Origin of the sequence: Streptomyces sp. NBC_00459 (assembly GCF_036013955.1) — a bacterium.
Classification (GTDB): Bacteria; Actinomycetota; Actinomycetes; order Streptomycetales; family Streptomycetaceae; genus Streptomyces.
The window spans coordinates 1,051,130-1,074,701 of sequence record NZ_CP107903.1 but is presented as its reverse complement, the minus strand read 5'-3'; the positions used below and the strand labels follow the sequence as shown (position 1 = coordinate 1,074,701).

17 protein-coding genes and 2 pseudogenes are annotated in these 23,572 nt (G+C 69.3%); 5 read left to right on the top strand and 14 right to left on the bottom strand.

The features are described 5' to 3' along the window. The first annotated feature begins 5 nt into the window (after positions 1-5). Both OHN74_RS04515 and OHN74_RS04510 read left to right on the top strand, forming a co-directional pair. The gene (locus OHN74_RS04515) at positions 6-1,601 is read left to right on the top strand and encodes a glycoside hydrolase family 43 protein (protein ID WP_327693216.1); all 1,596 of its coding nucleotides are present in this window, start codon (positions 6-8) and stop codon (positions 1,599-1,601) included. Beyond that, positions 1,598-2,398: an alpha/beta fold hydrolase gene (locus OHN74_RS04510; RefSeq protein ID WP_327693215.1), complete on the top strand. Its 801-nt coding sequence runs from the start codon at positions 1,598-1,600 to the stop codon at positions 2,396-2,398. Before OHN74_RS04515 ends, OHN74_RS04510 begins: the two co-directional genes overlap by 4 nt. A gap of 347 nt (positions 2,399-2,745) precedes the next feature. Here the strand turns inward: OHN74_RS04510 and OHN74_RS04505 are convergent. From OHN74_RS04505 to OHN74_RS04460, 10 genes and pseudogenes are all read right to left on the bottom strand, one after another. Continuing rightward, positions 2,746-3,024, bottom strand: a pseudogene (locus OHN74_RS04505) ((4Fe-4S)-binding protein); the annotation flags it as partial. Between the two features lie 7 nt (positions 3,025-3,031). Continuing rightward, entirely contained in the window at positions 3,032-3,943 is a 912-nt protein-coding gene (locus tag OHN74_RS04500; protein WP_327699983.1) for an amidohydrolase family protein, read from the bottom strand. After that, positions 3,918-4,991 (bottom strand): aldo/keto reductase, encoded by a 1,074-nt coding sequence (locus OHN74_RS04495; RefSeq protein ID WP_327693214.1) that lies wholly within the window; start codon positions 4,989-4,991, stop codon positions 3,918-3,920. Before OHN74_RS04495 ends, OHN74_RS04500 begins: the two co-directional genes overlap by 26 nt. Further along, positions 4,988-5,746 (bottom strand): SDR family NAD(P)-dependent oxidoreductase, encoded by a 759-nt coding sequence (locus tag OHN74_RS04490; protein WP_327699982.1) that lies wholly within the window; start codon positions 5,744-5,746, stop codon positions 4,988-4,990. The genes OHN74_RS04495 and OHN74_RS04490 overlap by 4 nt, the downstream gene beginning before the upstream one ends. 38 nt (positions 5,747-5,784) lie before the next feature. Next, positions 5,785-6,636 carry a fumarylacetoacetate hydrolase family protein gene (locus OHN74_RS04485; RefSeq protein WP_327693213.1) on the bottom strand — a complete coding sequence of 284 codons (852 nt, stop codon included), beginning with the start codon at positions 6,634-6,636 and terminating at the stop codon, positions 5,785-5,787. A 76-nt stretch (positions 6,637-6,712) separates the two neighbouring features. Further along, positions 6,713-7,051, bottom strand: coding sequence for an L-rhamnose mutarotase (locus tag OHN74_RS04480; protein WP_327693212.1), 339 nt, complete (start codon positions 7,049-7,051; stop codon positions 6,713-6,715). Positions 7,052-7,217: 166 nt separating this feature from the next. Further along, positions 7,218-8,102: a carbohydrate ABC transporter permease gene (locus OHN74_RS04475; RefSeq protein ID WP_327693211.1), complete on the bottom strand. Its 885-nt coding sequence runs from the start codon at positions 8,100-8,102 to the stop codon at positions 7,218-7,220. A 92-nt stretch (positions 8,103-8,194) separates the two neighbouring features. Then, positions 8,195-9,115 (bottom strand): carbohydrate ABC transporter permease, encoded by a 921-nt coding sequence (locus OHN74_RS04470; protein WP_327693210.1) that lies wholly within the window; start codon positions 9,113-9,115, stop codon positions 8,195-8,197. A gap of 12 nt (positions 9,116-9,127) precedes the next feature. Beyond that, a complete protein-coding gene (locus OHN74_RS04465) occupies positions 9,128-10,492 on the bottom strand; it encodes an ABC transporter substrate-binding protein (RefSeq protein ID WP_327693208.1) in 1,365 nt (454 codons plus the stop codon). A gap of 102 nt (positions 10,493-10,594) precedes the next feature. Beyond that, on the bottom strand, positions 10,595-11,710 hold the full coding sequence (locus OHN74_RS04460) for an enolase C-terminal domain-like protein (RefSeq protein ID WP_327693207.1): 1,116 nt from the start codon (positions 11,708-11,710) through the stop codon (positions 10,595-10,597). Positions 11,711-11,838: 128 nt separating this feature from the next. On the opposite strand from OHN74_RS04460, the gene OHN74_RS04455 reads away from it, so the two are divergent. From OHN74_RS04455 to OHN74_RS04445, 3 genes are all read left to right on the top strand, one after another. Further along, complete coding sequence (locus OHN74_RS04455; RefSeq protein ID WP_327693206.1) at positions 11,839-12,606, top strand: FadR/GntR family transcriptional regulator; 768 nt, start codon at positions 11,839-11,841, stop codon at positions 12,604-12,606. Between the two features lie 244 nt (positions 12,607-12,850). Continuing rightward, entirely contained in the window at positions 12,851-16,009 is a 3,159-nt protein-coding gene (locus OHN74_RS04450; protein ID WP_327693205.1) for a DUF1349 domain-containing protein, read from the top strand. Between the two features lie 504 nt (positions 16,010-16,513). After that, complete coding sequence (locus tag OHN74_RS04445; RefSeq protein ID WP_327693203.1) at positions 16,514-19,519, top strand: hypothetical protein; 3,006 nt, start codon at positions 16,514-16,516, stop codon at positions 19,517-19,519. Positions 19,520-19,878: 359 nt separating this feature from the next. On the opposite strand, the pseudogene OHN74_RS04440 reads toward OHN74_RS04445, so the two are convergent. The 4 genes and pseudogenes from OHN74_RS04440 to OHN74_RS04425 all read right to left on the bottom strand — a co-directional run. After that, a pseudogene (locus OHN74_RS04440) lies at positions 19,879-20,091 on the bottom strand (metallophosphoesterase); the annotation flags it as partial. 25 nt (positions 20,092-20,116) lie between these two features. After that, positions 20,117-21,553: a CitMHS family transporter gene (locus OHN74_RS04435; protein WP_327693202.1), complete on the bottom strand. Its 1,437-nt coding sequence runs from the start codon at positions 21,551-21,553 to the stop codon at positions 20,117-20,119. A 192-nt stretch (positions 21,554-21,745) separates the two neighbouring features. After that, complete coding sequence (locus OHN74_RS04430) at positions 21,746-23,131, bottom strand: aldehyde dehydrogenase family protein (RefSeq protein ID WP_327693201.1); 1,386 nt, start codon at positions 23,129-23,131, stop codon at positions 21,746-21,748. Then, positions 23,128-23,562 (bottom strand): cupin domain-containing protein, encoded by a 435-nt coding sequence (locus OHN74_RS04425; RefSeq protein ID WP_327693200.1) that lies wholly within the window; start codon positions 23,560-23,562, stop codon positions 23,128-23,130. Before OHN74_RS04425 ends, OHN74_RS04430 begins: the two co-directional genes overlap by 4 nt. Positions 23,563-23,572: the final 10 nt, after the last annotated feature.

Here is a 23,572-nt window from a genome sequence, read left to right as displayed (position 1 = left end):
TACGTGTGATCCACAACCCCGTCCTGCGCGGCTTCGAACCCGACCCGGCGATCCTGCGGGTCGGCGACGACTTCTACCTCGCCACGTCCACCTTCGAGTGGTACCCGGGCGTACGCGTCCACCACTCCCGCGACCTCGTCAACTGGCGCTCCCTGGGCGGGATCCTGGACAGCACCCGACTCCTCGACCTGACGGGCGTCCCCGACTCCGGAGGCATCTGGGCGCCCGGACTGTCGTACGTCGACGGCCTGTTCCACCTCGTCTTCACCGTCGTCGACACGTATGCCGAGGGCTGGAAGGACCTGCCCAACTTCGTCACCACCGCCCCCGCCATCGAGGGCCCGTGGTCCGACCCGGTACCGCTGCACGGGCGGGGCTTCGACGTCTCTCTGTTCCACGACCACGACGGCCGGAGCTGGCTGCTGAACATGCGCTACGACTGGAGGCCCGAGCACGAGTCGTTCGCGGGCATCGAAATCCAGGAGTACGACCGCGCGGCACACGCCCTGCTCGGTGAGGTCCGGACGATCTCCGTGGGCACCGCCGCCGGGGTCGCCGAGGGCCCGCACCTGTACCACCGGGACGGCTGGTACTACTTGGTGCACGCCGAAGGCGGCACCGGCTACGAGCATGGGGCGGCCGTCGCCCGCTCCCGCGAACTGCTCGGCCTGTACGAGCCCGACCCGGCCGGACCCCTGCTCACCTCCCGGCACGATGCGACGCTGGAACTCCAGAAAGCCGGCCACTGCTCGCTGGTCCGGACGCCGACGGACCAGTGGTACGCGGCCCACATCACCGCCCGCCCCCAGACCGAGCGCGGACGCTGTGTGCTCGGCCGGGAGACCGCTCTGCAACCCGTGACCTGGACCGAGGACGGCTGGCCACGCATCGCGGGCGCGATCCCGGCCGTCACGGTTCCGGCACCGGACCTCATGCCCGCCCCTGTCCTCGAACCTCCAGTGACGGACCACTTCGACGCTCCGGCCCTCGGACCCGACTGGTCGACCCTGCGCCGCCCCGCCGGCCCCGAGTGGATCGAACCGGCATCGGGGCGGCTCCGTATCCGGGGCGGCCAGTCCCCGGCCGGCCGCCGCACCCCCAGCCTGGTCGCCCGCCGGGTGACGGCCCGGAACTGCTCCTTCGAGACCGCACTGACCTTCACCCCTCGTACGCCCGACCACCTGGCCGGACTCACCGCCTACTACAACACCCGCAACTGGCACTACCTGTACGTCACCGCCGAGGACGACGGATCCCCCGTACTGCGAGCCCTGAGCTGTGCGGCCGGAAAGCTCACCGCGCACCCTCCCGTCATCCCGATCGAAGCCGGGCACCCCGTCCTGTTGCGTGCCGAACTCGACGGTTCTGATCTGCACTTCTCGTACGACACCGGCCGCAGAGGTATCCGGCCACTGGGACCGTGTCTCGACGCCACCGTCCTGTCGGACGAGCACGCCGACGAATTCCACGACGGACAGCTGAGGGTCCTCGGCTTCACGGGCGCCATGCTGGGACTGTGGGTCCAGGACCTCGACGGCGCGGGCGTCCACGCGGACTTCACCCACGCCACCTACCGCACCGAACCGGACCACCTCTCATGACCCTTCTCGACCTCGGCCGTATCCGCCTCTTCTCCACCGACCTCGGCCCGCCGGACGCCCCCGCTCTGCTCCTGGTCCACGGCTGGGGCGGCGACGGGAGGGAGTGGTCACCGCACGGCGAGGCGCTCGCCGGCCGGTTCCGCGTCCTCGTCCCCGACCTGCGCGGCCACGGCCGTTCCGAGGTGTTGGACGCGGGCAACACCCCGGCGGAGATGGCCGCCGACCTCGCGGCGCTGATCGACGCCTCGGGTACCGGACCGGTGACCGCCGTCGGACACTCGATGGGCGGCCAGGTGGTCAACCTGCTCGCCGTCCGCCACCCGCACCACGTCCGCTCGGTCATCGCCCTCGACCCGGCCCACGGCGCGGACGGCGCCGAGGTCGAGCAGATCCCCGCCCGGCTCGCCGAGTACGAGCAGCACGGGGCCCGCGCGGCCGCCGACTTCGTGGCCGACGCGTTCTCGCCGCAGGCCCCGCCCGGCCTGCGCACCGCGCACGTCCGCACCATGCTCGGTACGCCGGACCATGTGATCGCCCAGACCTACGCGGGGATGTACACCAACCACGGCGCGGTGGGTGTCCGCCCGCACAGCGAGGCGTATCTGCGCCGCCGCCCCCAGCCGGCGCTGACCGTCTGGACCTCCGCGCAGGCCGCCGCGTGGGAACGCGGAACGCTGCGGGTGCCCGGCTCACGCGTCGAGCACTGGCCGAACACCGGCCACTACCTTCACGAGGAGCGGACCGATCGCGCGATCGGCCTCATCCGCGACTGGGCAGCACGGGAGACAGCCGACTGACGTTCCGAATCCCCGGCGAGGCGGAGGGACGGCGCGGGGGAGCTTCGACGCCTCTGAACCTGCGGTGGAGCGGGTGATCGAGGTCGGGTTCGGCGGCCGGGCGGCGCCTGCCCTGAGGTGCGATGCCAGGACCCAGGGGCCGTACAGGGGCCAGGGCGGCGCGGCCGGGTCCAGGCTGACGGCATGTCCGAGGCGATTCATCCGCTGCTTGCGGCGGCATGGGCCGCGGTCCACTGGGCTGCCGGCCGAGACCGGCCGGGTAGCGGAGGCTGTGCAGATTCCGGCCGGTGGGTGAGTGAGCGATGGAGCCAGGAAACGGCCCCAGGAGGAAACCGCCCGATTGATCACCGGCCCCACTCCGCCATCTGCTGCCGGAAGATCTCGCGGATCTCGGAACGGCTCCGGTGCATGGCCGGTACGAGGATGTGCGAGGGCCGGTCGCCGCCCAACCGCACGATCAGTTCGGCGAGATCGGTCTCGTGGGCGCGGACGCCCGCTTCGGCGAGCGCCTCGTTGATGCCGATCTCCTGGGTCGCCAGCGACTTGACCCTGACGACCGCGCTCTCGCCGGTCGCCCGGACCAGACGCGTGACGATGGCGTTCGCCTCGGCCGCGTCCGCCGCCCAGGGAGAACTATGCGCACGGTGCTTCCTGATCGGCCCCGGAGGAGCCGGTGACGGTCAGGCCGTAGGTCCGCAGGGCGGTTCGGGCGAAGACCTCGTGGCGTTCGGCGGGATGAAGTGCGGCCGTCAACTCCCCTGCTGCGGAGACGACTTCGGCGTAGGTGGCGGCCAGGCGGCAGACGGGCCAGTCGGAGCCGAACATCAGCCGCCGCGGTCCGAAGGCGTCCAGCACGGTGTCCGCGTACGGCCGTAGGTCCTCGACGCTCCACTCCTCCCGGTCGGCCTCGGTCACCAGGCCGGAGAGCTTGCAGACGGTGTTGGGCAGGGAGGCCAGCAGGCGCACCGCTTCCGCCCACGGACGCAACTCGCCAGAGGCGACAGGGGGTTTGCCCGCGTGATCGAGCACGAAGGTGAGACCGGGGAGCAGTTGGGCGGTCTCGTGGGCCGCCGCGAGCTGGTGGGGCCTGACGACCAGGTCGTAGACGAGCCCCGCCTCGGCCACCGCGGCGAGCCCGCGCAGCACGTCCGGCCGTAGCAGCCAGCGAGGGTCGGATTCGCCCTGTACCTGGTGGCGGATGCCCACCAGGTACTCGCCACCCAGCCCCTCGCGCAGCGCGGCGAGCGCACGGGCGACATCCGGGGAGGTCAGGTCGGTCCAGCCCACGACGCCGGCCACCATGTCGCTGTCCCGGGCCAACGCCAGGAACTCGGGCGTCTCCTGCGGAACGTCGATCGTCTGGACCAGGACCGTCGCGGTGACGCCGGCGGCCCGGGCCTCGGGTTCCAGGTCGGCGAGCAGGAAGTCGCGGCGCAGCGGGGCGAGTTCACGTCCGGTGATCCAGCCCTGGTCGCGGACGGAGAGGTCCCACACGTGGTGGTGTGCGTCGATGACGCCCTCAGCGGTGTTCGCCCCCAGGTTCATGGCGGTCACCTCCACGACTCCTCGGCTCGTCCCTCGGCCGATCGGCTTCTTCGACCGGTGCGGTTACAGGGACGGGGACTTGTGGGGGCAGCAGCCCCTCGGCGCGCAGTCCGTCCCAGAGCGCGGCCGGAACCGTTCGCCGCAGCTGGTCCACCGTGTCGCGGACCTCCTCGGCGGAGCGCGCGCCGGACAGTACGCTCGCGACCGCCGGATGGCCGAGCGGGAAGCGCAGAGCGGCTGCGCGCAGCGGTACGCCGTGGCGTTCGGTGACCGCCTTCATGCGAAGTGCCCGGTCCAGTACGGCTGGTGGGGCGGGTGCGTAGTCGTATGTGGCCCCGGGCTTGGGGTCGGTGAGCAGACCCGAGTTGAACACCCCGCCGACGATGACACTCCTGCCGCGGGCTGCGGCCTCCGGCAGTACCTCCGCGAGCCCTTCCTGCTCCAGCAGGGTGTAGCGGCCGGCGAGCAGCACCACGTCGATGTCGGTCTCGCGCAGGAAGCGGGCGGGGAGCGCGCACTGGTTCACCCCGATGCCGATCGCCTTGACGACGCCTTCGCCGCGCAGCCGTTCCAGCGCCGGGTAGGCCTCGGTGAGGGCCTGTTCGGCGTGTTGGTCAGGGTCGTGCAGCAGGGCGATGTCCACCCGGTCCAGGCCGAGGCGGTCCAGGCTCGCTTCCAGGGAGCGCAGCACGCCGTCGGAGCTGAAGTCCCAGACCCGGCGGTGGGTGGCGGGCACGGCGAAGCCGTGGGCGAGATCGTCACCGAGGCAGCCCTCCGGGTGGGGTTCGAGCAGCCGCCCGACCTTGGTGGAGACGGTGTACGTGTCGCGGTCGTGGTCGCGCAGTGCGGCGCCCAGGCGGCGTTCGGACAGCCCGAGTCCGTAGTGCGGGGCGGTGTCGAAGGTGCGCACGCCCGCGCTCCAGGCCGCCTCCACCGCGGCGGACGCAGCTTCCTCGGTGACCGGGCGGAAGAGGTTGCCGAGGGCGGCGGCCCCGAACGACAGCTCGGTGACCCTGACGCCGGTGGTGCCCAGCGCGGTCGCTCTCATGAGCCGACCGCCAGGCGCGGCCGGAGCCCCTGCATGCCACCGTCGACGGCCAGGGCGATGCCGGTGACGGAGGCCGCGGCGGGGCTCGCCAGATAGACCACGGCCGCCGCCACCTCGTCGGCGGTGACCAGGCGGCCCAGGGGCTGACGAGCGTCGAGGGCGGCCCGTTCCGCCTCCGGGTCGTCGGCGGCGTCCAGGAGCCGGGTCACCCAGGGGGTGTCGGCGGTGCCGGGGTTCACGCAGTTGACGCGGATGCCCTCACGGACGTGGTCCGCTGCCATCGCCAGGGTCAGTGACAGCACGGCGCCCTTGCTCGCGGAGTACAGGGCACGCTGGGGGAGGCCCGCGGTGGCCGCGATCGAGCAGGTGTTGACGACCGCCGCGTGCGACGACCGCCGCAGATACGGCAGGGCGGCACGGGTGGCGCGCACCGTTCCGAGGACGTTGACGTCGAGGACGCGGTGCCACTCCGCGTCCGGGTTGCCCTCGACGGTCCCTACGGCGCCGATGCCCGCGTTGTTGACCAGGATGTCCAGGCCACCGAGCTGCCTGGCAGCGGCTTCCACGGCGACTCGTACCGACGCGTCGTCGCCGAGATCGACCTCGATGGCGATCAGCGGCTCGGGGACACCGGAGGGGGAGAGGTCGAGGACGGCCACCGTGGCGCCGCGCTCGGCCAGCATCCGGGACGTGGCCAGCCCGATCCCGGACGCGCCCCCGGTGACGACGGCCCTGAGCCCTGACAGGCCGCTCAAGCTGCTCAACTGACTCGACTTGCTCAAGGGGGCGCCTTTCACGCTCGGCCGAAGGTCTGGCGCTGGGCGCCGAGGCCCTCGACGGAGAGCTCCACGGTGTCGCCGGGGCGGAGGTAGGGGGTGCCGGGAAGGCCGAGGGCCACGCCCGCGGGAGTACCGGTGTTGATCACGTCGCCCGGCTCCAGGACCATGTACCGGCTCAGGTACGACACGATGTGGCCGACCGGGAAGACCATGTCGCCGGTGTGGCCGTCCTGCCGCTTCACGCCGTTGACGCTCAGGTGCAGCCCGAGGTCCTGCGGATCGCCCACCTCGTCGGCCGTGACCAGCCACGGACCGAGCGGGTTGAAGGTCTCGCAGGACTTGCCAAGGTCCCACTGGGACGAGTAATCGAGCTGGAACTCGCGCTCGGAGACGTCATGGCTGATCGCGTACCCCGCGATCACGGACCGCGCGGCTTCCGGACCGTCGAGGTAGCGGGCCCGCCGTCCGATGACGACCGCGAGCTCGACCTCCCAGTCGGTCTTCACCGAGCCGCGGGGGATCAGCACCTCGTCGTACGGCCCGACCACGGTCCCCGGGTCCTTCATGAACACCACCGGCCGCGGGGGGATCGCCGCGCCCGTCTCGGCGGCGTGGTCGCGGTAGTTCAGCCCGATACAGACGATCTTTCCGGGGCGGGCCACGGGTGCTCCGATCCGCACACCGTCCACGTCGAGCTCGGGCAGACTTCCCGCCGCCACCGCAGCCCGGGCCCGGTCGACACCGTCCGAGGAGAGGAAAGCGCCGTCGATGTCGCCGGTCACGGGGGACAGATCGAGCAGCCGGCCCTCCTCGGTGCGGACGGCGGGACGCTCCTCGCCGGGCGCGCCGACTCGTAGAAGTTTCACTGGGCGTTTCCTTGCCATGGGTGGTTGTCAGGTGGCTCGGGCGAGGGAAGAGGGGTCAGGGACGGGGGGACGACCGTCACGGTGTGCCGGGATCGCTCAGATGCCAGATCTCGGTCAGGTCCGACCAGTTGCCCCCGGTGCCGGTATCGGCCCAGGGTTCCTGGCAGGGGCCGGTGAGCTTCCACCAGGCCCGGGTCGTCGTGTCGGCGCCGATCGCGGCCATGTCGGCCTCGAAGTCGTCGCCGTGGTACTCGAAGTAGGCGAACAGCGTGTCCTCGCGCAGGAAGATGCTGTAGTTACGGATGTTCGCGGCCCGCAGCGCGGCCTCGACGCCCGGCCAGACCGCGGAGTGCAGGCGCAGATACAGGTCACGGTGCTCCGGCCGCAGGCGGATCGTCTGGGCAACCCGTTTCATCGGGGTCCTTCCGGTGAGTGCGGGCGGCGTTGCCGGACAGCTCGCCGCGGGCATGCCTGGTGACGCACGGGCGTGACCGTCCGCACGGCGTGGTGCTGGGTACGACACGGCGTCAGGGAACGCCGGTCGGACACGGCGGCGCCGATGGTGCGGCTGCCGCCGCACCTCACTCCTTGGTCGCGCCGGCGAGCATTCCGGCCACGAGAGCACGCTGGGAGAAGAGGAACACGATCAGCACGGGGACGATGGTCACCAGGGTGGCCAGCGCCAGTTCGGGGCGCATGATCTGGTTTCCCGTGCCGCTGGAGGTGTTGAACAGCGGTGAGGCGGCGAGCAGGTTGTTCAGACCCACCTGCGCCGGATACTGCGAGCTGTCGGGCAGCATCACGAACGGCAGGAAGAAGTTGTTCCAGTTGCCGACGAAGTTGAAGAAGCCGACCAGGGCGATCACGGGCTTGGCCAGCGGCATCGCGATGAGCCGGAAGACCTGCCACTCCGAGCAGCCGTCGATGCGAGCGGCGGACAACAGGTCGGAGGGCACGTTGGAGGAGAAGTAGATGTAGGTGAGGTAGACCCCGAACGGGAAGAAGGAGAAGGGCAGGATCACCGACCAGACCGTGCCGTCCAGGTGCACGGCGTTCATCCCCAGGTACAGGGGCAGCACCATCGCGGCCGTCGGCATGAGCATCACGAGCATGGTGATGGTCAGCAGCATCCGGCGCCCGATGAACCGGGTGAGAGCCAGCGCGTACCCGGCGGGGATCGATGTCACCAGGGTCAGGAGCAGCGCGCCGAACGTGTAGAGCGCCGAGTTCTTCAGCCAGGTGAGGATGGCGCCGTCCTGGAAGGCGTAGAGATGGTGCCAGGCGTCGGCGATCGCGGTGAGGGAACCGAAGGAGAACGGGTTGTCCCGCACGATCTGGCCGTCGGTCTTGGTCGTGGCCAGCAGGAGCCACACCACCGGCACACAGAAGAACAGCACGGCCAGGCCCATCACGATGAACCAGGCCAGCCGGGCGGCCAGTGAGCGTGGGCGGCGCGTCCGGCGCATGGGCTTCCTCGGGCTGGTGGGGCCGCCGGCACTGTGACGCGGCGGGGTTCGGCGGGCTGTTGGGCGGGGAGCCGTGGTCGTGGGAGCTGTGGTCATCCTTCGTCCTTGTCGAACAGACCGGTGCGGAAGACGACGAGCGCCGCGCAGGCGAGGCCCAGGACGAGGAGGTCGACGGAGAGTGCCGCCGCACCGTTGAAGTCGCCTGCCTGGAACGCGTACTGGTAGGAGAGCTGGTTCGGTGACCAGCTGTCGGGGATCATGCCCCAGCTCGCGAGGGAGACCAACTGCGGCTCGACGAAGAGCTGGGTGCCGGCCGCGAAGGCCAGGATCAGCATGTACGCGATCCACTTGGTGATCATCGGGATCTGGATGCGCAGGGCGATCTGGAGCGTGCTCGCGCCGTCGATGCGGGCGGCCTCCAGGATCTCGTCCGGGATGCTGTTGAGCGCGCCGTACATGACCACGATCCAGCCGCCGGCCCCGGTCCAGAAGGCGATGACGGTGAAGAGCACAGGCAGATGGCCGGGCGCGTTGACCTGGGCGAGGGTGTCCCAGCCGAAGGCTTTCAGCAGCCAGCCGACGGGGCTGGCGGCCGGGTCGAGGAGGATCAGGAAGAGCAGGACGCTCGCCACCCCGGCGAGGGCACCCGGCAGATAGAACAGGAACCGCAGAGTGGTGGAGGCCCTGCGCATACGGCCGTGCAGCATCAGGGAGAGCAGCACCACCAGGATCATCAGACTGGCCAGCCAGATCACCAGGTACAGGCCGATGTGGAGGAAGGCCGGACCGAAGCGGTAGTCGGTGAACGTACGGGTGAAGTTGCCGATCCCGACGAGCTGGTTGCGGGAGTTGGACAGTGCCAGCCACACCGCGTATCCGGTGGGCAGGACGCCGAAGGCGAACAGGAGGAGGACGTATCCGGAGACGAAGACGTAACCGGCGCGTCCGACCGGGTTGCGGGCCGAGCGGCCGCCGCGGCGGCCGCTCCGTTCCGTTGCGAGGTGGGTGGTCATCGGTCCGCTTCGTTAGTTGACGGTGTAACCGAGGGACCTGGCCTTGTCGGTGATGGCCGTCTGCCAGGTGCCCAGGGTGTCGGTGAGGGTCTTACCGGAGTTCAGGGCCGGGATCACGGTCGAGGAGTAGATCGCCTCCTGGCTGTACTGGGTGGCGGACCAGCCGGGCCAGATCAGTTCCGCGGCTTCCTCGAAGGCGGGGCCGATGTCGCCCGCGAAGTAGCCGGTCTTCAGCTGGCCGGCGAGCCACTTGGTGGCCGCCGGCTTGTACGCGGGGTAGGTGCCCGCGGTGGCCTGGTAGTCGTCGGAGGTCGTCATCCAGGTGACCAGGTCGGAGGACGCCTTGAGGTTCTTGCTGTGGGAGGAGACGAACCACAGACCACCGCCGACGTTGCCGGTGTAGTTCTTGTCGTCGCCCTCGAACTTCAGCGGTGCGGCAGCGGCGATCTGCCCCTTGGGGATCTTGAACGTGGAGTTGAAGAGCACCTGTCCGTACCAGGACGGGCCGGGGAGCATGAGGACCTTGGCCGCCTGGTTCTTGATGAACCCGGCGCTGAAGACGGTGTCCTTGGAGACGGAGCCCTTGGCGATCAGACCGTCGAGCAGCTTGGCCATCCGGGTGCACTTGGGGTCCTGCAGGTCGACGGTGACCTTCCTGGCCCCGGTCGTGGTGCTGGCGGGGCACTGGCTTGCCCAGAAGTAGACCTCCGGGCTCCAGGCGTCTCCTGCGGTTCCGACCAGGTACCCGGGGTGTTCCTTGGCGACCTTCTCGCCGAGAGTCTGGTACTCCTCCCAGGTGGTCGGGGCCGTGTACCCGAACTTGTCCATGAGGGCCTTGTTGTACCAGAGCACGTTCTGGGCAAGGTCGTTGCGCAGGCAGTAGGTGCCGCCGTCGAACTTGCAGGGGCTCAGGGCGCCGTACGCGAAGCCGTTCAGGACCGACAGCGGAACCAGGCCCTTGTTCACGGGCGCGGCGTAGGGCGTCTTGCCCTGGGCGGCCCAGCTGCCGTCGTTGACGTTGGCGCTGAAGGCCACGTCGGGCCAGCCGCTGCCGGTCCGGTCGAACAACTGCACCTTGGTCTGCAGGTCGTTGGCCCCGTTCGCGTCGCCGCTGTAAGTGACGATCTTCATCTTCACGTCAGGATGCGCCTTCTGGTACGCCTGCACGCCGGGGACACGGCCGGCGTCCGCCCAGACCGTGATCTCACTGCCCTCCTGCTGGGTGACGGGCTTGAACGCGGCCCGGGAGGAAGTCGCCGCGGGGGTGGGGTCCGCGCTGCCGCAGGCAGCGAGCGCGAGCAGGGAGACGGCGCCCAGGACGGCGACGGCCGTGTGTCTGAGCTGGCGGCGGGAGGAAACCGGAACGTCGTTGTTCATGACTGACCTCGGATCTCGGGAGATGGCGCACAGCGGTGAGAGGCGCCGCGTTCGGGTGGTTCTGGTGTTCGGGGCAGGCGGTCGGGCCTTGGGTTCCGGACATCAGGCCCGGGGTGGGGTGACGGTCTCCGTGTCGACGAACTTCTCAAGGACGGTGGGGTAGTCCAGGCCCGCCGGGAGGGCGACGCCGGGACCGGTGGGGGCATGGACGAGCCCCTGGGCGTCGATGCCACTTTCGCGGCTGATGGGGTTGCCCATGACCAGCGACTCGTAGTAGGTGGTGTTCGAGATGGCCATGCACAGATGACGGTTGGGGATCTCCGGCCCGTGCACCTCGGCGCGCAGCCGGTAGGCGTCGGCGAGGTGGGCGGTGCGCATCGCGCCGGTGAAGCCGCCGCGCAACTGGGTGGAGGCGCGGACTCCGAAGGTGGCGGCGCCGGCCTGGATGAAGTCGGCCGAGTTCATGTGCGCCCCGTCGGAGGTCTCGGCCACGAGGAGGGGAACGGCCACCGCGTCGGCGAGGCGCTTGTACGCGGTGATGCTGAACTCCCTCATCGGCTCCTCGTACCAGAGGTAGCCGGCGTCCGAGAGGGCGTGCCCCAGGTGGATCGCGTCGGGGAGGTCGAAGCCCGCCGACCCGTCGAACATCAGCGGGATGTCGTCCCCCACGTGTTCGCGCAGAGCCACCGACAGGCGGGCGTCGCGGCGGGCGTCACCCCAGGCGTGGAGCTTGATGGCGGGGTAGCCGAGCTCCAGGGCCTGGTCGGCGATGTCCAGGTACTCCTCCACCGAGGAGTAGGTGACGGTGGAGGCGTAGGCGGGTATCGAGGTGCGGTAACCGCCGAGCAGCTGCCAGGTCGGCAGGTCGGCGAGCCGTCCGGCCAGGTCCCAGAGTGCGGTGTCGACCAGCCCGAGCAGATAGAGCGGTAGCTCCTCCGTGCGGTCCAGCTCCCACATGCGGTGCCAGAGCCATTCCCGCTGAAGCGGGTCCTGCCCCACCAACTCCTTGCGGAGCACGCGGTCCAGCAGGTCCGCCAGGATGACGCCGCTGCCCCGCCGAGGGGCCATCGCCACCCCCTCGACCCCTTCGTCCGTGCGGATGTGCAGCACCGAGGCCTCGCCCTCGGACGGGCTGCCGAGGAGTCCGTCCCGCCAGACGAAGGGCGGACTGGCTCCCGGCACCCGGACCGGATGGCACTCGACTTCGGTAACGCGCACGGCTTGCACCCCTTGGAGCAGGAAGTACTGCTGCGAAATTTTTGTGTAACATAAGTCGTCATACGAATGCTGTCAAGAAGTCCCAAGCAGTAGACTCGCCGTCATCCGCATCAGCAAGGGGGACACGCATGGCCAAGGACAGTGCCGGCAGAGCAGGAGAGTCTCCCGTTCTCAAGCCCTGGCCCAAGCGTCCGGCCCGACTGGCGCAGGCCGTCATGGAGAGCCTGACCGACTCGATTGTGTCGGGTGTCATTCCTCCGGGATCGACCCTGCCGGTGGAACCCGAGCTCTGCGAGACGTTCGGCGTCAGCCGCATCACGATCCGTGAGGCGGTCAAGTCCCTGGAGGCCAAGGGGCTGGTCCTCGCCCGGCAGGGCTACGGCACCAGCGTCACCCCGCCCGAGGAGTGGAACCTTCTCGACCCCGTCGTGCTCGCCGCGACCGTCCAGCACGACGACCAGCTCGTCGTCCTCGACCAGTTGGTCGACATTCGGTCGACGCTTGAGGCCCAGATGACGGCCCAGGCCGCGGAGCTGGCCACCGACGACGACCTGCGAGCCATCGAGAGGCTGCTCGCCCGGCTCGACGAGGAGACCGCCGTCCCGGCGCGCTTCATCGAGACCGATGTGGCCTTCCACGACCGGATCCTGCAGGCGTCCCACAACAGGCTCGGCCGTTCCATCATCCGGATCCTCCACGCCCAGGCGCGCACGACGTTCCTGTACAACGGCACGCCGGACACGACCGCGTGCGAGCGGGCCAACGAGGAGCACCGCGCGGTCGCCGAGCGACTGCTGGCCCGGGACCCCGACGGTGCCGCGCAGGCCATGGCGGCACATATCCAGACCGCGTGGAGCCGCCGTCGCCTGCCGAACGTGAGCTCCCCCGCCTCCTGAGGGCACCCGCACCGACCTCGCCCCCGAGCCGACCGGGCCGGGGGCGTTCGTATGCCCGGGCCAACTCCGACCGGCTCCGGCTGGCTCCGGTGGATCCGGTCAAGTCCGCGTGCGCGATCTATTGACGAAATTCATATGACGTCTAATGTTACAGCCCTATTTCCCTTCCCCTCCTTGTGCCTCTGGGCTCTCCCCTGCCCGTCGTGGGCACGCAGGCCCCTCTGAACCACCCGGAAGGTGTCACGTGCGAACAACCCGCATCCGCCCCTCGGTCACCCATCGGCTCAGATCATGGCTGGCCACAGCCGCCGTCCTCACCGCCTCGACCGCCACGGTCCTCGTCCAGGCAGGCCCCGCCTTCGCGGCCGGCGCGACGCTCTACGCCTCGCCGAGCGGCTCCGGCACCGCCTGCTCCGCGAGCGCGCCGTGCTCGATCACCCAGGCCAAGACCAACGTGCGGGCGCTCAACAGCTCCATGACGGCCGACATCACCGTCGAACTCGCCGATGGCACCTACCGGATCTCCGCGCCTCTCAACTTCACCTCGGCGGACTCCGGCACCGGCGGCTACACGGTGAACTGGAAGGCGGCGCCGGGCGCCCGTCCCGTCATCACCGGCGCTCAGAAGGCCACCGGCTGGACCGTGCAGGACTCGGCCAAGAACATCTGGAAGAGCAACGTCGGCACCGGCTTCGACACCCGCCACCTGTCCGTCGACGGCGTCCTGGCCACCAGGGCCCGCGCCGCGATCACCCGCTCCGACCTGACCGCGACCACCAGCGGCTACACGTTCACCAGCAGCTCGCTGAGCTACCTCAACAGCCTCGCGCAGCCCGCCCGGACCGAGATCCACGGCATCGGATCCTTCACCGACCGCTATGCCCCGGTGACCGGCATCAGCGGCGGCACCATCACCATGGCCCAGCCCTCGTGGAACAACAACACGTTCGGCTACGACACCCTGACGAGCCCCTTCCGGGCCGGCCCCCTCTACATCGAGAACGCCTACGAATTCCTCGACGCGGCCGGTGAGTGGTACCTCGACACCGCCACCGGCACCCTGTACTACAAGCCGCTCGCCGGACAGGACATGAGCACTGCCGACGTCGAGGTGCCGAAGCTCCAGTCGCTCATCAACATCGGAGGGACCTACTCCTCACCCGCCACCCACATCGCCTTCTCAGGGCTGCAGTTCTCGGGCACCAGCTGGCTGGACCCCACCACCCACGGCTACGCCAGCCAGCAGACCGGCGCGTACCTCACCGGTACCTGGGACCGCCCGTCGGACGCGCTGACCTCCTGCCAGAGCGGCTGCCCGCTCTTCGAGGCCACCCGCCCCCACTGGGAGCAGATGCCCTCCGCCGTCCAGGTGTCGGCCGCCGACCACATCACGTTCACGGGCAACCGGTTCACCCAGCTCGGCCAGAGCGGCCTGGGCATCGGCAACGACGCCAACGCCCACACTACCGGCGTGGGACTCGGCGCCGACAGCGTCACCGCGACCGGCAACGTCTTCACCCAGGACGCGGGCGGCGGCATCGTCGTCGGCGGTCTTCAGGCGGATGCGCACCACCCCAGCGACAGCCGGATGACCAACAAGAACATCACCCTGAGCAACAACCTCGTCCATGACGTGGCGCTGGAGTACCGCGACATGTCGGCCATCCTCGTCACCTACGTGAACGGCGCGACCGTCTCGCACAACGAGGTGTACAACCTGCCCTACTCCGGCCTCACCATCGGCTACGGCTGGGGCGTCAACGACATCGGCGGCAGCCAGGACTACGTCAACCGGGGCCTGTACAGCTACCAGCCCACCTACACCACCGCGACCACCGCCGCGAACAACCACGTCACCGACAACTACATCCACGACATCATGCAGCAGATGACCGACGGCGGCTGCATGTACACCCTGTCGGCGTCACCGGGCAGCACCTTCGAACGCAACTACTGCCACAGCAACAGCGGTTACTTCGGCTTCTACCACGACGAGGGCTCCCGGAACTTCACGGACACCAACAACGTCTTCCGCAACACCGGCAGTTGGGGCCACGAGAACAGCAGCTCGACCAACAACACCGGCGCACTGACCCTCACCGACAACTGGACGAACAACAGCTCCGCGAACATCACCAACACCAACGGCCGCGGTGACGTGGTGAGCGGCACCGTCGTCGTCAGCAACGGCAACTGGCCGTCGGGCGCGCGGACGGCCATGAACAGTGCCGGCATCCAGCCGCTGTACCGTCCGCTGACCACCGACCCGGTCGGTTCGCCCTACAGCGCCTACTCCTCCACTCCGGCCACCACCGGCCAGAGCGGCGGCGTCTTCACCATCACCGACGCGGGCGCGGACATCTGGGGTGCCGGCGGGCAGACCGACGACGCCTACGGCACCGTCTATCAGGCCGATTCGGCCGTCAACGGCACCTCGGTGACCGCCCGGGTCGACAACGTGGACAACACCAACGGCTGGGCGAAGGCCGGAGTCGTCCTGCGCAACGACCTCACGGACGACGGCTCCTCCGCCGGATACGCGGTCGTGACGGCGACCCCGAGCCACGGCGTCAGTTTCCAGTGGGACTCCACCGGCGACGGCTACCTCGACCAGCTCACCTCCACGGCTGCCACCGTCACGGCGCCGGTCTGGGTACGGCTCACCCGCACCGCCACCACGGTGTCCGCCTACTACTCCACCGACGGATCCACCTTCACCCAGGTCGGCTCGACGGTGACCCTGTCGTCCATGGCGGCCACCCAGGACGCCGGCGTCATCCACACCGCCCACAGCACCACCATCGGCAGTGCGACCTTCAGCAACCTGCAGATCGTCACCTCGCCGTACAAGGCCTACAGTTCGACTCCGGCCGCGGTCGACCAGCACGGCGGAGTGACCTCCCTGACCAGCGCGGGCATCGACGTCTGGCGCTCCGGCACGCAGTACGACGACGAGTACGCCGCCGCCTACCGGACCGGGGTCGCGGGAACCTCCTCCACCGTCATCGTCCACGTCGACAGCCAGGACAAGACCAACAGCTGGGCCAAGGCCGGTCTGATGCTGCGCAACAGCGTCGCCTCCGCCGGTTCGTCCACCGGGTACCTCGTCCTCGCGGCCACCCCGGGCAACGGAATCGCCCTGTCGTACGACTCCAACAGCGACGGCTACCTCGACACCAACGTCCTCAAGACGGGAACCGCCGCCATCGCCCCGGTCTGGCTCCGCCTGGTCAGGAGCGGTACGTCGGTCACGGGCGCGTACTCCGCCGACGGCACCACCTGGACCACTGTCGGCACCGCGACACTGACCGGTGCGAACACCACCCTGGACGCGGGCATGTTCTCCACGGCCCACGCCGGAACCATCGGCACCGCGAACTTCAGCCAGTTCTCCGTCAGCTGACGGAGCGGGTTCGGGTCACGATCTCCGAAACGAACTCCGTGTGCCGGTGCGGCCTCCGCACCGGCACACGGAGTTCCGCCATGGCCGCACCGACCGCAGTGACGCTTCCTGCCCACGTCCACTTCCGCGTCGACTGCCACTGAGCCGCACCCTGTTGGGAACCCGCCGGCTCCCGTGGCCCTCAGCTCTTGCCGACAACGGCAACTTCGCCGTAGTCTCCCCGCTGTTCGCTATAGATCCGATGACTGACGTGTGCAAGCTGGACGTCAACCGCAAGCGTGATGCTCTCGACTGCAATGTGAACGGCGTAAGTTGATGCATTGGGCTGTGCGCGACTCGCCCTTCGCCTTCCTTGCCGGCCGACGGGAATGGTCACTCCTGACGTTTGAGTCATCGGATCTATGTCGCTGATGCTGAGAGTAGCCACAGCCCAGCGCACGCACGACGGTCAACCCCCGCCGCTCCTGGCGGCGGATTGTCACGCACTCCCCTGAAGGAGCATCAATGCTGCTGTTCCGCCGCAGATCTGTCCGCGGCATCGGCGCGGTGGGCGCCGTACTGATCGCCGCTGCCGCGGTCACGGTCACCCCGGCGTCCGCCGCCACGCCGACCCGGTTGTACGCGTCACCCGCAGGATCGGGCATCGCCTGCACGCTCAAGGCGCCCTGCAGCCTGGACGGTGCCAAGAACAAGGTCCGTGGCATGGCCTCCAGGATGGCCGCCGACATCGACGTCTATCTCCGAGGCGGGAACTACCGCCTGTCGAAGGCGTTCACCCTGGGACCCTCGGACTCCGGAAAGAACGGGCATCAGGTCGTCTACACCGCCTATCCGGGCGAGAAGCCGGTACTCAACGGCGCCAGGAAGGTCACCGGGTTCTCGCTGTACGACAGCGCGAAGAACATCTACCGGGCCTCGGTGCCGGTCGGTACGCGGAGCCGACAGCTGTTCGTCGACGGGGTACGCGCCCAGCGGGCCCGCGGTCCGCTCAACCCGGGCGGTTTCACTCTCAGCGGGTCCAGCTTCACCACCAGCGACACCTCCTACGCGTCGTTCACCAACACCTCCTCGGTCGAGGTCGCGTACGACAGGGACTGGAAGCACATGAGGTGCCCACTGGCGAGCATCACCGTGCCCAGCGGCGGCGGGTCCAGCCTGAACGTCGACCCCGCCTGTTTCGTGGACAACAACACCTCGGTGGTCAACCGGGGCTTCCCCTTCAACGGGGCCGGCCTGCCGAAGCTGGAGGGCGTCACCTGGGTCGAGAACGCCTACCAACTCCTCGACGAGAAGGGCGAGTTCTATCTGGACAGCGCGGCCGGCCGCCTCTACTACATGCCGCGCACGGGGGAGAATCTCAAGAACGCGGACGTGGAACTTCCCGTCCTGGACAAGCTGGTGGACGCGAGCGGCACCCCGGGGCACCTGACCCCGGTCAACGACAGTGACCCGGGCATCACTTATACCGGCGACTGGAAGGCCTACACCGACCGCCCCTACGGTGACCTGTACGCCGACGTGCACGCCGCCACCGCCGACGGCGACTCGGTGAGCTACACCTTCACCGGCACCGGCGTGGACGTACTCTCCGAGGTCAACAGCGACGAGGGCGGCATCGACGTCTACGTCGACGGCAGCAGGACCCGGAGCGTGAGTGCGGCCGGCTCCACCAGGCTCGCCCAGCAGGTCATCGCCTCCGTGTCCGGCCTGCCCAAGGGGCAGCACACCATCAAGCTGGTCAAGACCGGTGGCGCGTACATGGTGATCGACGGCTTCACCGTCGTCCCCGACACCATGGCCCCGGTGCACGACATCACCTTCCAGGGCCTCACCTTCGCCTACACGACCTGGATGCTGCCCTCCACCGTCGGCTACATCGACAACCAGGCCGGTGTGCTCTGGGACGCCGACACCCAGGCCCCGCTCCGTATCCCGGCGGCCGTCCAGATCCACCGCGGCTCCCGCATCGTCCTCACCGGCAACGAGATCGCCCACCTCGGCGGCAACGGCGTCGACCTGGCCGACGGCACGCAGGACACCTCGGTCACCGGCAACTTCATCCACGACACCTCCGGCGGCGGGGTCTACGTCGGCGAGGTCGACGACTACTACCTCACCGACACCACCCGCATGACCACCGGCGACACCGTCTCGCAGAACCTGATCGAGCACGTCGGCCTGGACTACCGCGACGCGGTCGGTGTCTGGGGCGGCTACACCCGCGATCTGACCATCGCCAACAACGACATCGGCCACACCCCCTACTCCGGCATATCGCTCGGCTGGGGCTGGGGTTACGCCTCCCCCTGCGGTATGCAGGCGGCCCAGGGCCTGACCACCTGCCGCCACGGCACGATCTACGCGGGCCACAACCGGATCCTGGACAACCACGTCCACGACGTGATGAACGTGCTGCACGACGGCGGCCCGATCTACACCAACGGCGGCCAGGGCAACGGCGACGGCTCCGCCACCTCCGTGACCTCGGGCAACCTGCTTGAGGTGACCAACCACACCAACCAGATCATTTACCACGACGAGGGCAGCTCCTACTGGAACACCCACGACAACGTCGGGCGCATCGGCGGGGGCAACTGGGTGGGCATGTGGACGCCGACCATCCACGACAACAACATCCACGACAACTACTCCGACCGGTCGTCGTACGACAACCGGGGCACCGACATCACCCTGGTCCAGTCGACGATCGTCTCCGCCGGCGCCTGGCCCGCGGCGGCCCGCGCGATCATCGCGGCGGCCGGCCCGACAGCCGCGTACCGGCCGCTCACGGGCCTGGTCGACGACAACGACACCGCGATCAGCTACACCGGGTACTGGAGCGGCAGCGGCTACCGCGGTTTCGGTGACCTCCACGACGCGCTGCACGCCACCACGGTCGACGGTGACAGCGCCACCCTGACCTTCACCGGCACCGGGGTCTCCGTCATCGGGGAGAAGAACAGCGACCAGGGCCAGATCGAGGTCTTCCTCGACGGCGTCTCCAAGGGACTGTTCGACACCTCCGCACCCACCCGCCAGGCACAGCAGACCGTCTACGGCGTCAGCGGTCTGTCGGTGGGGAGTCACACCATCCAGGTCGTCAAGCGCAACGGCAACTACGCGACCGTGGACGGCTTCCGGGTCACCGGCGTGTACAACGACACCGCCGCCTCCGTCACCTACACCGGACCGTCCTGGAAGGCCCTCGCCGATCGGGGCCTCGGCGACTACGGCGACGACGTCCACACCGCCACGGCCAACGGCGACTCGGTCACCGTCACCTTCACCGGTACCGGAATCGACCTGGTCACCGAGACCAGCCCCGGCGGTGGCAGGGTCGCGGTCGCACTCGACGGAACCTCGCGGTGCTCCGTCAACACCAAGGCCGCCGGGCGCCACGCCCAACAGACGGTCTACAGCGTGAGCGGACTGGCCCAGGGACGACACAGCCTCACCCTCACCAAGGCCGGAGGCTCCCACCTCGTGATCGACCGGTTCGACGTGCGATGACCCACCGCGCGTCGCTGCCCTGGCGGCCCCGGATCCCCGATCGACGGGCGGGCGGGGGAGTGGACCACACCCCACCGGACGCTCCGTGATCCAAGGCTCTCAACACGTCCGGCAGATCCTTGCGCACAGCTCGTCGAGACCGTCAACGGCTTCCGCGGTGTCGTCGAGAGCCGATTGAACGACACCGCTTGTCGACTACGCCTGCGGCCGACTCCCCTCAATGGGCGTCGGCCGCAGCCGTGTTGAGCTTGGCCGATCAGGTTCCGGTGTCGACCGGGCCATCTCCCGTTCGCGTTCTCACCGGCCCAGGGGGCCTGCATCGGGAGCGCGGGGCAAGGACCACACCTGCCACTGGGGCTCCGGTTGCGCGGCGGCACCCAGCCTGGCTCGTCCATCAGGTCGACCCTGCCCCGGGCCTCGCCGTAGTACTCGCGGTTGCCGGTGACGCAGGCCCTGGCCGGAGTGGCCTGCACCGTGCTGCCGAGTGGGGCGGCTTGGGGGCGGCGGCGTTCGGCTGTGCTGTCCGCGATCTCGCCGGTGTGGCAGACCAGGTCGGCCTCCAGGGTGTTGACCGCTGACGGGCGGCGAAGGACCGGGTCAGAGGGGGAATGCGAGGGTCAGGCCGCCGATGGTGAGCATGATCAGCCCGACGACGACGGCACGCCAGATCGTCCTGCGGTGGTGGTCGCCGAGGTCGACCTTGGCCAGGCCCACGAGCAGCAGGAAGGACGCGACGATCGGGCTGGACTGATGCAGGGGTTGGCCGACGAGGGAGGCGCGGGCCATCTCGAGCGGGGTGACGCCGTAGTGGGAGGCGGTCTCGTTGAGGACCGGAAGCATGCCGAAGTAGAAGGCGTCGTTGCTGGTGAAGAAGGTCATGGGGATGGACAGCAGACCGGTGATGACCGGGAAGTGCGCCCCCAGGGAGTCAGGGATGACGCCCACCAGCCAGTCGGCCATCGCCTCCACCATGCCGCTGCCGCTGAGGACACCGGTGAGGACGGTGGCGGCGAAGACCATGCCGACGACGCCTACGACGCTGGAGGCATGCGCCTGCAGTTGCTCGCGCTGTTCCGCGACACGCGGGAAGTTGAGCACCAGTGCGATCGCTACCGCGACGAAGAAGAGGACGGCGGGTTCGAGGGTGCCCTCGACCAGAAGCGTCATCACGGCGAGGGTGAGAACAAGGTTCAACAGCAGCAGCCTGGGCCGCGCGCTGGGCCGGTTGATGGTGCCGTCGGACGAGATGAGCGCGTCCGCCCCCGACTCGGCGCCGCCGTCACCGTCGGATGGGCCGGTCGCCAGGGCGACAGGGGTCGTACCCGAGGTCGCGGCGGTAGCGGCCTGCGCGGCATCGCCGGTGTGTGCCGGCTGACCGGCGCCACCGCGCTTGTGCAGGACGCCGTCACGGAGCTCGACCTCGCCGAGTCGGCGGCGTTCACTGCGGCCGAGGAGATGGGCGAAGACCAGGGTGGCGATCAGCCCGGCTGCGATCGCGGGGATCATCGGCACGAAGATGTCGATCGGCGAGACCTTGAGGGCCGCCGCCGCACGGGCGGTGGAACCGCCCCAGGGCACGGTGTTGAGTACTCCGTTGGCCGTGGCCGTCACACATGTCAGCACGACAGGGCTCATGCCGAGACGGAGGTAGATCGGCAGGAAGGCTGAGGTCACGATGATGAAGGTCGTCGAGCCGTCGCCGTCGAGGGAGACGATCGTGGCGAGCAGCGCGGTGCCGACCACGATCTTTGCCGGGTCGTGTCCCACCACACGCAGGATGGCCCTGATCAGCGGGTCGAAAAGGCCGACATCGATCATGATGCCGAAGAAGGTGATGGCGAAGAACAGCAGGGCTGCGGTGGGCGCGACGTCCTCGATCGATTTGGTGATGTCGTCGGCGAGCCCGAGCCCTCCTCCCGCTGCCAGGCCGAAGACGAGGGGCACCAGGATGAGCGCGGCGACGGGTACCACACGCTTGCTCATGACCAGGTAGAGGAACGTCGCGATCATCGCGAATCCCAGGAGGACCAGCATGGTCATCTCCTCTCTATGTAGCCGTAACAGTGTCTGTATACAGCTATGAATTCAGTCATGTATAGAGCTCTGTCGACCTTAAATCGGCGAGAGATGACCAGGTCAGAGCCACGAGCGGGCAGCACGAGGACCGGTCTGCCGAGGTGGTGGCAGACCGGTCCCGAGGCAGGGTCCGGCGTGGACGTGATCCGGTCAGACGGTGACCCAGTAGGTGCGCGTGTTGGTGAACTCGCGGATACCGGCGGACGCCAGCTCCCGGCCGTAACCGCTGCGCTTCGTGCCACCGAAGGGCAGCCGCGGATCCGAGGCGACCACCGCGTTGACGAAGGCGGCCCCGCTGGTGATACGACGGGCCAGCGCAACCCCGCGAGCGGCGTCGGCCGTCCACACGCTCAGACCGAGCCCGTACACCGTGGCGTTCGCGAGCCGTACGGCGTCCTCGTCGTCCTGGGCGATGGTGATCGCAGCGAGTGGGCCGAAGGTTTCCTCGTCGAAGCCGGGCATGCCCGGGCCGGTGTTCGCCAGGACGGTCGGCTGGTAGAAGAACCCGTCTCCGGGGATAGGCTTGCCTCCGGTCAGCAGGCGGGCACCGGCGGCGACGGACTCCTCGACCTGTCGCTGGATCGCCACGCGCAGGTCGTCGCGGGCGAGCGGGCCGACTTGGGTGTCCCGGTCGCGCGGGTCGCCGACGCGTAGGGCTTCGACGCCGGTCACGAACGCCTCGGTGAAGGCATCCGCCACGGACGCGGCGACGATGAACCGCTTCGCGCAGACGCAGCTCTGCCCGGAGTTGGTGAAGCGGGCCTTCACCGCGGCAGCCGCGGCCGCTTCGACGTCGGCGTCCTCCAGGACGACGAATGCGTCCGAACCACCGAGTTCCAGTACGGACTTCTTCGCCGCCCGCCCGGCCGCCGAGCCGACGGCCGCGCCCGCCCGGTTGCTTCCGGTGAGGGTGACCGCTGCCACGCGGTCGTCCTCGATGAGACGGGCGGTGACCTCGGGGACGTCCGCGTCGGCGATCACCAGCGTGGTCACCAGGTGTTGGGGGAAGCCCGCCTCGACGAAGAGTGCCTCAAGGGCCAGGGCACTGCCGGTGACGTTGGAGGAGTGCTTCAGCAGCACACCGTTGCCCGCCACCAGGGAGGGGATGGCGAAGCGCATGACCTGCCAGACGGGGAAGTTCCACGGCATGACCGCGAGGACGAGCCCGAGCGGTTCGTACGCCACCCAGGCTTCCGCGCCTTCGACCCCGACGCGCTCGTCGGCGAGGATCCCGGGCCCCTGCCGGGCGTAGTAGTCGGCCGTCACCGCCGACTTCTCGACCTCGCCCTCCGCCTCGGCCGCCGGCTTGCCCATCTCGGTGGTGGCCAGGGTGGCGAGGTGGTCCTTGTGCTCGCGCAGGGTGCGGGCGAGGCGGGCGGCGCGCGCGGCCCGCTCGGCCACCGGCACCAGCGCCCAGGCACGGCTCGCGGCATGTGCACGCTCGACGGCGGCTTCGATCCGGTCCGCGTCCCAGCCTTCGTACGTCGCTAGGTACTCGCCCGTCGCGGGGTCGAGGGTCTGGATGGTTGCGCTCATGAGGTGGGGGCCCCTCCCTTGTCGCTCGCCGAGAGGTGTTCGAAGGTCTCACCGGTGGCAGTGATGGTGCGGGTGACGTCCCGGCCGCCGTAGACCCAGTAGATCCGCATGACGCCCTCGCCCCGGTTGAAGAAGCGGTGCGGGACGCCCGCCGGGACCCAGGTCGCCCGGCCGGCCTCCAGGTCGAAGAACTCACCGTCGATCTCGGCGGTCGCCTCGCCCTCCAGGATCAGCACGGACTCCTCGACGTTGTGGCTGTGCAGGGGCAGTCCGGTGCCGGGCTGGAAGACGGTCTGGCCGGTCGTGATGACGGCCGTCCCGGAGTTCCACTTGCCGACGTAGGGGAGGGTGGCCACACCGCCACCACGGTCGAAGCGTTCGACCTCGTCGGGGTCGATGAGCAGGTTCGGCTCGGCGGGCTTGGTGCACACGGGGCGGCTC